Here is a 13,789-nt window from a genome sequence, read left to right on the forward strand (position 1 = left end):
TTTGACGGCAAATTTAGTAAAATAAACCACAATGTTTACAGGAATTATCGAAACGCTTGGCACGGTTGCCGAAATCAGGAAAGACAACGACAATTTGCACATTACCGTGGAGTCGGTCATCACGTCTGAACTCAAAATCGACCAGAGCGTTTCGCACAACGGCGTTTGCCTGACCGTCGTTTCGATCGACCACAACCAATATACGGTGACCGTCATCCGCGAAACCTTGGAAAAAACCAATTTGGGCAACTGGAAAAAAGGCGATACCGTCAATCTGGAACGTGCGATGAAACTCGGCGATCGGCTCGACGGCCACATTGTGCAAGGCCATGTCGACCAGACCGGCACCTGCAAAAGCATTGAAAATGCCAATGGAAGCTGGTATTATACTTTCGAATACGATGCCGCTTTAAACAACATTACCATTGAAAAGGGATCGATTACGGTAAATGGCGTGAGCTTGACTGTGGTAAATTCGAAGGAGAATGAATTCAGCGTCGCGATTATCCCTTACACCTATGAACACACGAACTTTAAGGACTTTCGAAGTGGGCACCCAAATCAATCTCGAATTTGATGTGATTGGAAAATATGTCTCGCGATTGAATGCGCTGCGGAAATAAAAAGAAAAACTCCGGTTAAGCCGGAGTTTTTTTATTTTTCTTGAATTGGTATACTTTGTAAAGGCCATATGAGAGCGCCGCAATAAGCAGCAAAACAATCCCTCCATCCACGGGCAACCCTGGCGGTGGTGGTACTCCTGGCGGTGGCGGACCGGTTGGTCCAGCGAAAGCGATGCTCGTGGTAAGCATGGCGAAACCACTTAAAATTTTATTCGGGACAATTCTCATAGGGCGTAAAAATAAATAAAAAATCTATTTAACAAAATTTTTAATCTCTAAAATTCGGAAAAAACCGACTGCAAAAATACAACTTGAATTCAGAAAACCTAATTTCCGCGGTTATATTAACGTAAAATAGAGCACTTTAGTTTTCAAAAGACCAATTTTACTTGCAAATTTTTAAAAAGAACATCCGATAAAAAAAGACTTCCACTCAACAAGAAGTCTTCGATTGTGGTCCCACTTGGGCTCGAACCAAGGACCACCTGATTATGAGTCAGGTGCTCTAACCAACTGAGCTATAGGACCAGATTTTGTTACAGTTGTTTATTTTACTGCGTTTACTGAACAAACCCGAGGTTTTATCAGAGGTGCAATAATACTACTATTTTTGGTTCACACCAAATGTTTGGGCGGTTTTTCGTCAGACGACACCTTTACCGGCCCAATCGAATTGGCGCTTTTAAGATGGTGAGAAAACACGTTTTAAACCAGACGGTTTTCATCGCGTTGTCAACCAATCGTTTAATTTTCAATTTCCTGGCACAGTTCAATCAAGACGCCGTTGGTCGTCTTTGGATGCAGGAACGCCACGAGTTTATTGTCGGCGCCTTTCTTGGGAATTTCATTTAAAACGGTAAAACCTTCGGCTTTGAGACGTGCCATTTCCGAAACGATATCAGCCACATCGAATGCGATATGGTGAATGCCCTCGCCTTTCTTTTCAAGGAATTTCGCAATCGGGCTGTCGGGGTTCGTGGCTTCGAGCAATTCGATTTTGTTCGGGCCGTTCCTAAAAAACGACGTTTTGACGCCTTCGCTTGCCACTTCCTCCATTTTGTAGGCCGGCGCACCAAAGAGTTTGGCAAAGACTTCATTGGATATTTCAAGACTTTTGACGGCAATGCCGATGTGTTCGATTTTTCTCATAGGATTCAAATGAAGCCCCAAAGATACTAATTCTGTTGGCGGAACTCAATAGATTGCAAAGAAACCAAAGCCAATTTGCCTAATAAATCATACCTTTAAGATCAATTACAAACGCTTACTTCATCCATCAACCTCATGAAAAAACAACTTTCCTTGCTGCTGTTTACGCTGTGGCTCATGAATCCGGGCTTCGCACAGCCATCCGACCGCAAAATCAACAACATTGTGCTCGTACACGGTGCATTCCTCGATGGCTCGGGCTGGGAAGGCGTGTACCAAATCCTGACCCAAAAAGGCTATAAGGTTTCGGTCACCCAGCACAGTCTCAAAAATTTCGAAGACGATGTGGCTTCGGTCGAACGCATCATCGACCTGCAAGACGGGCCTTGTCTCCTTGTGGGACACAGCTATGGCGGCGTGGTTATTTCTGCCGCCGGAAACCATCCGAAAGTGGCCGGTTTGGTCTACATCGCGGCACATGCCCCCGATGCCGGTGAAAAAAGGGCCGACCTGGTCAAAACCCATCCGCCGGCCTATCAATCGTTGGTCAAGGGCAGCGACGGATTCGATTACATACGGCCCGAAAAATTCCCCGAGGATTTTGCCGCCGACCTGCCATTGGACAGGGCCCGCTTTATGGCCAACGCCCAAATCCCGACGGCCGATTTGGTTTTTCAAGCCGTAATCCAGAACCCGGCCTGGAAAACCAAACCAAGCTGGTACATGGTAGCCGGTGCCGACCGAATCATCAATCCTGACCTGGAACGGTTTTACGCCAAACGCGCCCAAAGCCGGAAGGTCGTTGAAATCAAAGGGGGCAGCCATGCGATTTACGCGTCACGTCCAAACGAAGTCGCCGAATTGATCGAAACCGCCGCAACCGGATTGTAGAACGCCTATTTCAACACGATGTCCTAGCCCCGATTGCAATGGAAATCCTTTTTCTTTTTTCTTTAAAAAGGAAAAGATTGCAATGGAAAGCGGGATTGGCTCCTAAAAAACATCAAAAATCCGTACTTTTGCCTCATGGAAACGAACAGACAAAAGAAAATAGGCGGTGTCCTCCAAAAAGATTTAGTTGACATTTTGCAAGGCGAAGTACGCAAGAATGGGATTTCGAATCTCGTGATTTCGGTGTCGAAAGTCAGCGTCACGACCGATTTGTCGATCGCTTCGGTACACCTCAGTATTTTTCCGCAGGACAAGGCCGCCGAGACTTTGGCCGCAATCAAATCGAACACGCCGCTGATCAAGCACGACTTGGCCCAACGCGTCAAACTCCAATTGCGCAAAGTCCCGAACCTGACGTTTTACCTCGATGATTCGCTCGATTACATCGAAAAAATCGACAACGCGCTCAAAGGAAAGGAAAACCCGATCGAAAACCGCGACCTGCTCGAACGCCGCAGAAAATCTTAAGTGAATTTCCCGCTTTACATAGCCAAACGTTACCTTAGGAGCGCGAGCAAAAACAACGCGATCAACATCATCAATGGCATTGCCTCGGTGGGAATTATCGTGGGTGCGATGGCTTTGTTTGTGGTTCTTTCGGTGTTCAGCGGATTGCGCGATTTTAGTCTTTCGTTCAGCAACGACTTTGATCCCGACCTTAAAGTTGGCGCCGCTTTGGGCAAATCTTTTACGGTTTCCCAAACACAGGAAAACGACATCAAAAAAATCGAAGGCGTCGCCGCAGCTTCCAAAATCATCGAAGAACGCGTGCTTTTTGTGTTCGACGGCAAAGAACAAGTCACTTATTTAAAAGGCATCGATTCGACTTTCCCCAAAGTCAACGACATCCACAAAATCGTGTACCAAGGCGATTGGCTCGAACCCAATACCTCGCAGGTTGTGATCGGCAATGGTATTTCGCAACGTTTGTCGCTCGGGCTTATGGATTTCAACAATCCGTTTGAGGTCTATGTTCCCAAACCCGGCAAAGGCGCGATTGAAAATCCCGAACAGGCATTCAACAAATTCACGCTCGCCCCGGTCGGCATTTACGCAATCAGTGAAGAACTCGACGACAAATATGTATTTTGCGAATTGCGGCTCGCACAGGCTTTGCTCGAATTCAAGCCCGACCGCATCACCGGAATCGAGATCAAGATGAAACCCGGCGCCGATGAAGATGCGATCAAAACATCACTTCAAAAAATCTTCCGAAATAAAATCACGGTAAAGAACCGCGCCCAGCTCAACGACAGCCTGTACAAAATGCTCAACACCGAGAATATTGCGGTGTATCTTATTTTTACGTTGGTCATCATCATCGCGTTGTTCAATCTTGTCGGTGCGCTGATCATGATGATCCTGGACAAGAAAAGCAACCTCAAGACGCTGTACAATCTCGGCACGGAAGTCGCCGATTTGCGCAAAATCTTTTTGCTGCAAGGCACTTTGCTCAGTGTTTTTGGCGGATTGATCGGGTTGGCCCTTGGGGTTGTAGTGGTCTTGATCCAACAGCGTTACGACCTCATCATGATTACGCCCAATCTGCCCTATCCGGTTATTTTTTCGGTGCAGAATATTTTAATCGTATTGGCCACCATTATTTCGCTCGGTTTTATCGCGTCGTGGATTGCATCGAGCCGGGTGAGTAAGAAGTTGTTGGAATAGTTTTGTTTTTGGGCGTGCCGGCGCTTCACGTTTATCCTTTCAATTGCATTTTTTTCGCGCCGTCAGGCTTTCGGCTGCACGCGGTGCTTGCCTCTATCCTTCACGCAACCCCGAATTCCATTACACAAACTGATAATCCGAAAACACCTCTCGGATTTCATCAAAAGCCTTGTGCAGACCTTCGGCGTTGTCAATTGTCACGAGTTTCTGGCGGTATTCCTTGAAGTTGTGGATGCCTTTGAAATAATTGGTGTAATGGCGGCGTGTCTCGACGATTCCGGTCCATTCGCCTTTCCATTCCATCGCCCAGGTCAGGTGGTTTTGTGCGGCTTCGATACGGTCGAGCATCGTCGGTGCGGGCAAATGTTCGCCGGTTTTGACAAAATGCTTAATCTCGTTAAAAATCCACGGATAGCCAATCGCAGCGCGGCCAATCATGATGCCATCTACGCCATAGCGGTTTTTGTACTCGAGTGCTTTTTCGGGCGAATCGATGTCGCCGTTGCCAAAAATCGGCATCGTGATGCGCGGGTTGTTCTTGACACGCGCGATGTGCGTCCAATCGGCTTCGCCTTTGTACAACTGCGCGCGTGTACGCCCATGGATCGACAAGGCTTTGACGCCGATGTCCTGAAGCCTTTCGGCCACCTCATCGATGTTGATCGAATTTTCATCCCAGCCCAGACGCGTTTTGACCGTTACGGGCAAATTGGTCCCGTCGATGACGGCCTTGGTCAGACGCACCATCAAATCGACATCCTTCAACACCGCGGCACCTGCGCCTTTGCAGACGACTTTCTTGACCGGACAACCAAAATTGATGTCGATCAAATCGGGATTGACGGCAGAAACGATTTTCGACGAAAGTGCCATTGCTTCTTCATCGCCGCCAAAAATCTGGATGCCCACGGGACGTTCGTAATCGAAAATATCGAGTTTCATGCGGCTTTTGATCGCATCTCTGATCAGTCCTTCCGATGAAATGAATTCCGAAAACATCAAATCGGCGCCGTGCTGTTTGCACAAACGACGGAACGGCGGATCGCTCACGTCTTCCATCGGTGCCAAAAGCAGCGGAAATTCGGGTAATTCTATGTTGCCAATTTTAACCATGGCGCAAAGGTACGACTAAAAGTGAGAAGTACAAGAAACGTCATTTGCGTCAGCGATGGCAGCGGCATCCTTTTTTGAGTTTGCGAAAAAAAGATAAAGCGGACAGCGCGACCCGCAGGGGCACGCCCAATTCCTAATGCTTGCGGTGGTCGAAAAAATGGATCGGCTTGCGGCTCATCGGATTGAAGATGAGTTGGTTTAGAATCGCCGTCGAGGTAAAAATAATTTTTGGCGTCACGCGCAATTTCGCACGGAAATGGTCCTTGATTTCGTGCAGGAATTCCTCCGACTCCTTTTTCACGGCCAATTTGATGACGATTTCATCGGTGCCCAAATCGTTCGTATAAATCTCAATGATGTGGTTTTCAATGTTCGAAAAACCGCTCAGCACATCGGTCATTGCCGGTGGATACAACGTCGTGCCTTTGTACTTGATCATCTGTTGCTTCCTTCCCAACACCGGCCCGACGCGCAAGGTGTTGCGTCCGCAGGCACAAGGTTCGTGGTGTAATTTGACGATGTCGCCCGTCTTGAAACGCACGAGTGGCATGGCCTCGATGCCCAAAGTCGTGAACGTCAATTCGCCGGGTTCGCCCTCTGGGACTGGATTATTGTTTTCATCGAGGGTTTCGACGATGATCAGTTCGGGATGGTGGTGGCCACCATTGGCGTGCTCGCATTCGGTAAAGGCCGTGCTCATTTCAGTCGAGGCGTAGGTCGAGAACAGTTTGATGTTCCACTTTTCGGTAATCTTGCGCGATAACGTACTGAGCGAAAAATCCTGGTTCCTTAACGCTTCCCCGATACAGATTGCGCCTTTGATTCCCGAATTATTGTAATCGATGCCATGTGCTTCGGCATATTCAATCAATTTGAGCAGGAACGACGGGACAGTGATCAGGTAAGTCGGTTTGTATTTCAAGATCGAATCCCATTGCAATTCGGGAATGCCCGCGCCTACGCGAATGACACCGACTTTCATCTTACGCAGTCCCAGAAAATAAGCGAGTCCGGCCATGAATCTGCGGTCGATCGTGGTCATCAACTGCACGACGTCGCCTTCTTTGATTCCGGCGCAGTCGAACGAAATCGCTTCGTTGTAGGCCAAACGTTCGAGGTCATTGTCGGTCATGCCGAAAGTCACCGGATCGCCCAAAGTACCCGAGGTCGTGGCGTAATCGATGATTTTAGTTGGTGGAACGCATAAAAAATCGTCGTTGAATTGCTGCAAATCGGCTTTGGTCGTGACGGGCAGTTTTTGTAAATCTTCCAAGGTTTGGATTTCCGAAGCATCGATGCCTGCCTCCGCAAACCTTTTTTGGTAAAATGTCGAATGCTCGCGCACATAAGCCAGCGCTTCACGCAATTTTTGCTCTTGAAATGTTTGGATTTCGGCAGCCGATGCGGTTTCTATTTTCGGGATCATTGTAATTTTCGGTTGATTTTTTGGAGCTTTTTCTCGATGTCTTTTCGCGACGGCAACGTCGTGATTTCTTTGGTCAGTGCTTTCTCGAAATCGGCTTTGGCGAGATCATATTGCTTGTTTTCGAAATAATATCGGCCTGTCTTATAATACACGAGCCAAAAATCGGGATTCAAAGATTGGTATTTTTTGGCAAAATCGGCAGTCATTCCGGTTTTATTTTCGAGGAACGCATCCATTTTGCGGTCTTCGATGCGGAATTGCTCGTAGTTTTTATAGCTTTCCGTTTGCAGGAACGGATCGGCGGGAATGTCGAGCGCCACTTCGGCCAGCGACACCGGATTTTCCCCGTGATTTCCCCCGAAAATCTTGTTCAAATCATAACAGACGAATTCCCCCATCTGGTATGGATTGGCAGAAACCCAAACCAACCGCTGCTCGGGTTTGAAAATCACACCGTGGTGCGCGAGCATTTGGTTGAGCGCCTTCTCGTTGCCGTAACCGATTGCCTTATCGTCCAAGCCTTCGCGGTCGCGCAAGATTTGGGCGGCGATTTCGGGATTGATTTTAGGGTTTTCATTCAAATCCTCGATCAATTTGTCGTAGCGGTATTGCGAATGGCTGTTCTCGATTTGGTATACATTGCGTTTGTCGTTCTTGAGTTCGGCGCTTTGGAAATGGTTCGAGCACAGCAATTGGTTGTTGCTGTTCGGGACTTCGTATACGCCAAAATTTTGGGGGGCAACTTCTATTAAAATGGCTTTTTTATCTTTAGCGCTGCCTACCATAATGGATTCGGAGACGAAAACTTTGCGCTTTTTGGCAATCGCGATGGCTTCTTCGGTAGTCGTCGCGTATTGCAAAATTTCGCGTGTCAGGATTGAAATCGGGGTTTTGGCAATGAGTGGGATTTTAGACTTTCCGGCGTTGATCGTTACGGTCAAACCTTGATTGTTCATGCCCGAAACCGCGCCGATCATACCGGCCCAGGTCACCATCATAAATGGATGGCCTTTGTCGGGTTTGACAAACGCGACCATTTTGTCCTTGGCGAAATCGTCCCCGGCGTAGAAATCGAAATTGCGCCCCAAAATCAAACTGCCGTCCTCCGATTTTTCGCCCCAAGCCGCAAACGACGAGCAGCCCACCAGAGCCAAATCCTGCAACGCATGTCCGATGTCGTGTGCGCCATGCAAATACAGACTGCGCAAATACGGTGGCGCGATATTGTCAAAATCGGGCGAGCTGTAGCGCGAAAGGCCGTAGATTTCGGTTTTGTATTCTTCGGGAACGTTCAGATACAGTTTACGGTTGTACCATTTGAGCATCGTCCGCAGCAACTTTTGCTTGGATTTGGACGGAACGAGTTCTTCAACCTTGGAAAAAAACACGCGCTCCTGTTTCTTCAAAAGCGAATCGGTCAGTGCGCCAGTTTCGAGTCCGATTTGGAGCGGATCGCCTTCGACATACAATTCCCAAAGGTTTTGTTTGTTTTTTAGGAGAAAATTATTTCCGGATGTAAACAATTCAGCGGAATGTTTTTTAACAATCGGAACTGTTTGGTTGTACCCTTCGACTTGCGGTTGGTGGTGCAAAGATTTCGAAGTTCCACAGGAAGAAATCGCCAAAAGCGACCATACTATTCCCAAAAACTTCGCTGCTTTTTTCATCTTATTCTAACGCCGCGGCGTTGATTTTATTGACCAGATGTTCTTTGCCGACGATTTCAGAACAGGTCACCACCGCCCCGATCGTCACGCCCAAGACGCCGTGCATGTTGATGCTTTGGCCGGTCAGATACAAATTGTTGAGTTTGGTTTTGGGTGCGATGAACGTTTTCATCGGGTTGTTCGAATCCTTGACATAACCGTACATGTTGCCGTTGTGCCCGCCGATGTAATCGCGGTACGACAGCGGTGTCGAGGTATGGATCGACTTGATGCAGTCGCGGATTCCGGGGAATTTAATTTCGATTTCCTGCAGGAAACGTTCGGCCTTGCGCGCCTTGAATTCTTCGTAGGTTTCGCCACGGTCGTTCTTGTCGGCGGTGGTGTTGAACGTGTGCTCCCACGCCTTCATGTCATCGAATTTCATGTAGGTGATGAAGGTCATCCCGTCGGCCCAGTCGTCTGATTTTTTGGTCGCATTCATCGAGGCCATGTAGGCCATCGGCCAGGTCTGTTCGTCGTATTCAAACGCCGTCCATACAATCTTGTTGTTCTTGAAATGGTAGTAATTGTGGTTCAGGTATTTGAAACTTTCCGGCTTGAAAACAATGTACAGGCTAAAGGCCGAAATCACGCCTTCCAGACTTTGGATGCGGCTGTAAAATGACTTGCGGAATTTGTCTTCGCCCACCATGTCCAAAGTGGTTTTGGGCTCGATGTTCGAAATAAAAATCTTCGCAAAAACTTCGCTTCCATCTTTCATTTGAACCGAAGTCACATCGTTGGTGTCATTGGTGGTCAACTTGACCGCTTCTTTGTATTTGTAGACTTCACCTCCGTGTGCCTTGAGTTGCTTGATCAGTTGCTTGGTGATCTGGCTGCCGCCGTTGATGCAACGCCACGAACTCTGGATGTAGGAGTTGACCGAAAGTGCATGTACGTAAAATGGCGATTTGTCGTCGATGCCGGCATACAGGAAGTTGGAACCCGCGAGCACGGCGCGCAGTTTTTCGTTGTCGGTGATTTCGTCTATGTATTGTTTGGCGTTGATCGACAGGATTTCGTTGTCGTATTTGCCGTCGGCTTGTAGGTTATAAAGCGGGAAAGAATCGCAGGTTTCAATCAATTTCTCACAGTATTCCTGGATCGCTTGTTTTTCTTGCGGAAAAAACTTGACCAATTGGTCGACAAAATTGCTGTATCCCTGGGCGTGCGGATATTCTTCGTTTTCTTCTTCGAACGAAATGATGTCGAAACCGTCATTGTCCATGCGTTTGAGGTTCAAATCATCCATAATGCCCAAATACTTGAAATATTTGTACAGGTTCTGGCCTTTTTCGAGCCCGCCGATGTAGTGGATGCCGGTATCGAAAATCGTCTTGTCACGCACAAAGGTTTGCAAATTCCCGCCGAACTGGTTGTTTTTTTCGAGCACACAGACGCTGTAGCCTTCCTTGGCCAGTATGATGGAAGAAACCAGTCCGCCCAGTCCGCTCCCGATAATCACTACGTCGTAATGCGTTTTCATCAATTCTTCCTTTTTAAAATAACCATCCGCGGTTGTTCGTGTTCGACTTCAAAACCGGCCTCGATAAACGTTTTTTTCTTGCCATCGATTAAAATAATCCGATCAGAAAAGGCGGCAAGTTCGGCATTCTCATTTGCTCCCGAAATCAGTAATATGTCGTATTTCTGTGCAGCTTCCGAAAGTTGATCAAGATACTGAATCGCTCTCTTTTGTACCATATAATTGGTGCGTGCCACGGCACGTTTTTCATCATCTGCCATCCAGCTGTCCACTTTGCGTGTGGCTTGTTGCAAGGTAAGCAAAACATCCAACTGACCATAATCATTGGCAATATGCAGGATTTTGGCTTTTTCCCCGATCAATTGATTGAGGTCAGCATACAATTGCAATTTGTCCTTGACGTCTTCCTTGACTGCATCGACCACTTCCCTTTCCTTGTAATCGAAACTGTTGACCAATGTTTTCTTGAAATAATCCGGCCCTTCGATTGCTGTGCGCATCTGGTTGAATTCGGCCCTGAAAAAAGCCAACATCTTTTTGGTGCGTTCTGCATAATTTTCGCCAAAACGCTTGTCGTCTGGCTTGATCCTCGGTAAAATATTGACCGTAATCGAACCGTCGTAAATAATGAAATCACCTTTGGGCAACGCTTCCGAATTGCCATGGATCACGACCGGAATGATGTCGAGGTTGAAATGCTCGGCCAAATAAAATGCCCCTTTGTGGAAACGCTTGATTTCATTGGTTTGCGAACGGGTACCTTCGGGAAACACAATCAGCGAATAGCCTTCTTCAACTTTTTTGCGCAGATGTTCGACACCGCCTTCGATGCCTTCGGAAACCGGATAGAACCCAGCCCAGCGTACCGCGCCACCAAAAACCGGGGATTGGTACACCCAGTCGCTCACGAGGTAAATCGTCTTCGGGCTCAGCATCCCAACGGCGAGAATGTCGAGGAAAGACGTATGATTGGCAATGATCACAGCCGGTTTTTCGAATGTTTCATTTGATGGATTGAGCACCGTTTTCTTGACGAAATAATTCGTGTACAACACCGATTTCATCAATTTCGACATGTGGAACCTAAACCAACGCATTTTGGTCGCCTCGGATGGAAACGGCAAAATCTTGAGCAGGAAACTCATCACCGAGAAAAACACCCCGCCAAACCCGAAATAGGCAAACGACAAAATACTGTGCCCCAAGGTCAGGAACTGGAATGGTGCCTTGCCTTTTTTGGCGCGTCCCGAAATGAACATCTTGAACAAAATCGGGTAAAAAATAAAGGTGATGATCAGCGCCGCAAAAACCCCGATCAACGAGACCGAAGAAATCGAGGTCAGTGCCGGATGCTTGGCGAAAATAAGCGCCCCGATTCCCAAAATCGTAGTGATGACGGCCAAAATAATCGAAGTGCGGTAAATCGCGATTTCGTTTTTGCCGTCGGTGTACTGCTTTTGCAGCGCGCTGGTCATGAAAATGCTGAAATCGACGCCGTGCCCGAAAACAAGTGTACAGACAATCGTACTGAACACGTTGAGCTCGATGCCGAAAATGCCCATGATTCCTGCCGTGACGACTCCGGTGATGACAATCGGAACTGCCGCGACGAGTACCAATTCGATGCGCCGGAAAAAGAAAAACAAGATCAAAATGACTGCGATAAACGAATAATTGATCAATCGGTTGAAATCGTCCTTGAGATTGCCCAGGAAGGTCTCGTTCATCTGCTGGCGGTCGATGGTCACGACATCGGGTTGCTTTTTCATCGTGTTTACGAATGCATCGCGTTTGTCACGATCGACCTTGACCAAAGTAGAAACGGTGTAAAAACCATTCTTTTCCGATACAAATTCCTTGAGTTGCAAGGCATCGAGTTTCGCGTAGTCGGTATAGGCAATCGGTTGGAAATTCGTGTTCAGGTGTTCGTAGAATTTTTGGTAGGTCGTGGGTTTGAAACCAATTTTGTTTCCTTCGGCGATTAAGTCCGAAGTCAGTTTCGCCTTTTTATCGGCGGTCCAAAACGCCTTCCAGCGGTCGATTTTTTGCTGCTGCTGTTCTTTCGAAATGACAATCCCGCCCACCGAACTGAAATTGAGAATTTCCCCATATTGCTTGTCCTTGCACAACTCGGCGAAAAGCTTGTTGTTGTTTTTCAGGACCGCGTCGATGCTGTTGCCGTAAGCCGCAAGATAAATCGATTTGGAAGCGAGGTTCGTGCTTTCCTCGAGTTCCTTCTCGGCGGCCTTGATTTCTTTCGGGACAAAATTGAGCTGCGACAGATCGTTGTTGAAAACGACATCATTGTACGTAAAGAAGCACACGATGATGATCGCCACGCAACTGCCGATCAGGATCTTGTTTTTGTGGAACGAAAAATCGGCCATGCGGTCGATGACATTGCGTTTATGCGCAAAATTGTCCTGCTTGGGTTGGTACAAATGCGGGACGAAAAGCAATGAAAAAATAGCGGATGAAATCGTGATCGTCGCCGCAAAAATTCCCAAATCCTGCAACGCTTCGGAATTGACGAACAACAGACACAAAAACGCCACGGCCGTCGTCGTACTGCTCATGATCAGTGGCATCGTGATGTCTTTGTACAAGGTTTTGACGTCCGAATTGTGTTTGTAATGCGTCAGGATGTGCAGCGAATAATCGATCGTGATGCCGATCAGGATCGAACCGATGCCCAATGAAATGGCCGAAATCGTCCCTTTTAGGATGTACAGGAATGCAATCGAAAACAGCGCGCCGAAAACCGTCGGGACAAAAATGATGATCGGGATGAATATCTTGCGGTAGAACAAAATCAGGATCAGCATCAGCGCGGCCATCGCAATCGAGGTCGTCAGGATGATGTCGCCCTTGATTTGGTTGGCATTGGCCACGGCAATCAGTGCCGAACCGAAATAATTGGCTTCGGCCTTGCCTTTGAATTGTCGGTTCAGGTTTTTTTGGATCGAATACAGTTTCTGTGCAAAAAGTGTATTTTTTTCGGTTTCGGTCGAAGGCAATTCGGGTGTCAGGAACAACAGCAATTTCTTGCGGTCTTTCGTGACGACAAACCCATTTTCGAGTTCGAATTCGTCCCCGATGTTGAGCTGCTGCAATTTCTTGAGTGCCAAAAACGAAATCCCAAGCGGATCCTGCAAAATGAAATCCTTGGTGACCAAACCCGAAGGTGAAACGATTGATTTGTAATTGGTCTCGACTGTGGCGGCAATGCTGTCGGTAGAGAGTTTGCGTTCGATCGTCCGGTAATCCTGTTCTTCGAGCAGCAGCGGCAGGTTTTGGTAGACGAAATCCATCGTCTGCTGGATGTTCTCCTCGTCGATCCGCCCTTGAACCGAATGGATATAGGGTTTGCACGATTGGTTGATGCTGTCCAGGAAAGTCTGTGCGTATTGCGTCAGATCGTCGACACCGCCGTCTTGCTGGGCATGGATCGTGACGGTGATTTTGTCGGCAAAATTGAGCTGGTTGAGCACCTTGGCCGTCGCGTCGGACTGATCGTTGACCGGGATCAGTTTGGTGATGTCCTCGCTGAAAGTGATGCGGCTCGCGAGAAACGCAAAAAACAAAAGCACCGCTGCAAAAATCCCGACCGACAAGGCTTTGTTCCTGTTGACAAAGGAATGTATGGCGTAGAAATAGTGGTGCATGC

The 13,789-nt window shown here is 47.7% G+C and carries 10 protein-coding genes, 1 tRNA gene and 1 pseudogene; 4 read left to right on the plus strand and 8 right to left on the minus strand.

Going from position 1 to position 13,789, the window contains the following annotated elements; genetic code table 11:
- The first annotated feature begins 31 nt into the window (after positions 1-31).
- Positions 32-623, plus strand: a pseudogene (locus QM717_RS03150) (riboflavin synthase).
- Between the two features lie 15 nt (positions 624-638).
- Here the strand turns inward: QM717_RS03150 and QM717_RS03155 are convergent.
- The 3 genes from QM717_RS03155 to mce form a co-directional block, all read right to left on the minus strand.
- Entirely contained in the window at positions 639-851 is a 213-nt protein-coding gene (locus QM717_RS03155) for a PID-CTERM protein-sorting domain-containing protein (RefSeq protein WP_415034748.1), read from the minus strand.
- A gap of 226 nt (positions 852-1,077) precedes the next feature.
- Positions 1,078-1,151, minus strand: a tRNA-Ile gene (locus QM717_RS03160).
- 216 nt (positions 1,152-1,367) lie between these two features.
- Complete coding sequence (gene mce, locus QM717_RS03165) at positions 1,368-1,772, minus strand: methylmalonyl-CoA epimerase (protein WP_415034750.1); 405 nt, start codon at positions 1,770-1,772, stop codon at positions 1,368-1,370.
- A 135-nt stretch (positions 1,773-1,907) separates the two neighbouring features.
- Here mce and QM717_RS03170 point away from each other — a divergent pair, with 135 nt between their 5' ends.
- The 3 genes from QM717_RS03170 to QM717_RS03180 all read left to right on the plus strand — a co-directional run bounded on the left by QM717_RS03170 (position 1,908) and on the right by QM717_RS03180 (position 4,391).
- Positions 1,908-2,663, plus strand: coding sequence for an alpha/beta hydrolase (locus QM717_RS03170; RefSeq protein ID WP_415034752.1), 756 nt, complete (start codon positions 1,908-1,910; stop codon positions 2,661-2,663).
- A gap of 135 nt (positions 2,664-2,798) precedes the next feature.
- Positions 2,799-3,191 carry a 30S ribosome-binding factor RbfA gene (gene rbfA, locus QM717_RS03175; RefSeq protein ID WP_415034754.1) on the plus strand — a complete coding sequence of 131 codons (393 nt, stop codon included), beginning with the start codon at positions 2,799-2,801 and terminating at the stop codon, positions 3,189-3,191.
- Positions 3,192-4,391: an ABC transporter permease gene (locus QM717_RS03180; protein WP_415034756.1), complete on the plus strand. Its 1,200-nt coding sequence runs from the start codon at positions 3,192-3,194 to the stop codon at positions 4,389-4,391.
- 120 nt (positions 4,392-4,511) lie between these two features.
- Here the strand turns inward: QM717_RS03180 and dusB are convergent, their stop codons facing one another.
- The 5 genes from dusB to QM717_RS03205 form a co-directional block, all read right to left on the minus strand.
- Complete coding sequence (dusB, locus tag QM717_RS03185) at positions 4,512-5,504, minus strand: tRNA dihydrouridine synthase DusB (protein ID WP_415034758.1); 993 nt, start codon at positions 5,502-5,504, stop codon at positions 4,512-4,514.
- A gap of 133 nt (positions 5,505-5,637) precedes the next feature.
- Complete coding sequence (locus tag QM717_RS03190; protein WP_415034760.1) at positions 5,638-6,930, minus strand: phenylacetate--CoA ligase family protein; 1,293 nt, start codon at positions 6,928-6,930, stop codon at positions 5,638-5,640.
- The gene (locus QM717_RS03195) at positions 6,927-8,597 is read right to left on the minus strand and encodes a C45 family autoproteolytic acyltransferase/hydolase (protein ID WP_415034762.1); all 1,671 of its coding nucleotides are present in this window, start codon (positions 8,595-8,597) and stop codon (positions 6,927-6,929) included. Before QM717_RS03195 ends, QM717_RS03190 begins: the two co-directional genes overlap by 4 nt.
- Position 8,598: 1 nt before the next feature.
- Positions 8,599-10,122 (minus strand): phytoene desaturase family protein, encoded by a 1,524-nt coding sequence (locus QM717_RS03200; protein WP_415034764.1) that lies wholly within the window; start codon positions 10,120-10,122, stop codon positions 8,599-8,601.
- Positions 10,122-13,787, minus strand: coding sequence for a 1-acyl-sn-glycerol-3-phosphate acyltransferase (locus QM717_RS03205; RefSeq protein WP_415034766.1), 3,666 nt, complete (start codon positions 13,785-13,787; stop codon positions 10,122-10,124). Before QM717_RS03205 ends, QM717_RS03200 begins: the two co-directional genes overlap by 1 nt.
- Between the last annotated feature and the right edge of the window lie 2 nt (positions 13,788-13,789).

The sequence above is a fragment of the Flavobacterium sp. genome (genome assembly GCF_047602195.1).
In the GTDB taxonomy this organism is placed as follows: Bacteria; Bacteroidota; Bacteroidia; order Flavobacteriales; family Flavobacteriaceae; genus Flavobacterium.

Coding starts and splice junctions, on each gene's coding strand:
- QM717_RS03170 (WP_415034752.1), top strand. CDS start 1,908: ATGAAAAAACAACTTTCCTTGCTGCTGTTTACGCTGTGGCTCATGAAT.
- QM717_RS03155 (WP_415034748.1), bottom strand. CDS start 851: ATGAGAATTGTCCCGAATAAAATTTTAAGTGGTTTCGCCATGCTTACC.
- mce (WP_415034750.1), bottom strand. CDS start 1,772: ATGAGAAAAATCGAACACATCGGCATTGCCGTCAAAAGTCTTGAAATA.
- QM717_RS03190 (WP_415034760.1), bottom strand. CDS start 6,930: ATGATCCCGAAAATAGAAACCGCATCGGCTGCCGAAATCCAAACATTT.
- QM717_RS03200 (WP_415034764.1), bottom strand. CDS start 10,122: ATGAAAACGCATTACGACGTAGTGATTATCGGGAGCGGACTGGGCGGA.
- dusB (WP_415034758.1), bottom strand. CDS start 5,504: ATGGTTAAAATTGGCAACATAGAATTACCCGAATTTCCGCTGCTTTTG.
- rbfA (WP_415034754.1), top strand. CDS start 2,799: ATGGAAACGAACAGACAAAAGAAAATAGGCGGTGTCCTCCAAAAAGAT.
- QM717_RS03195 (WP_415034762.1), bottom strand. CDS start 8,597: ATGAAAAAAGCAGCGAAGTTTTTGGGAATAGTATGGTCGCTTTTGGCG.
- QM717_RS03205 (WP_415034766.1), bottom strand. CDS start 13,787: ATGCACCACTATTTCTACGCCATACATTCCTTTGTCAACAGGAACAAA.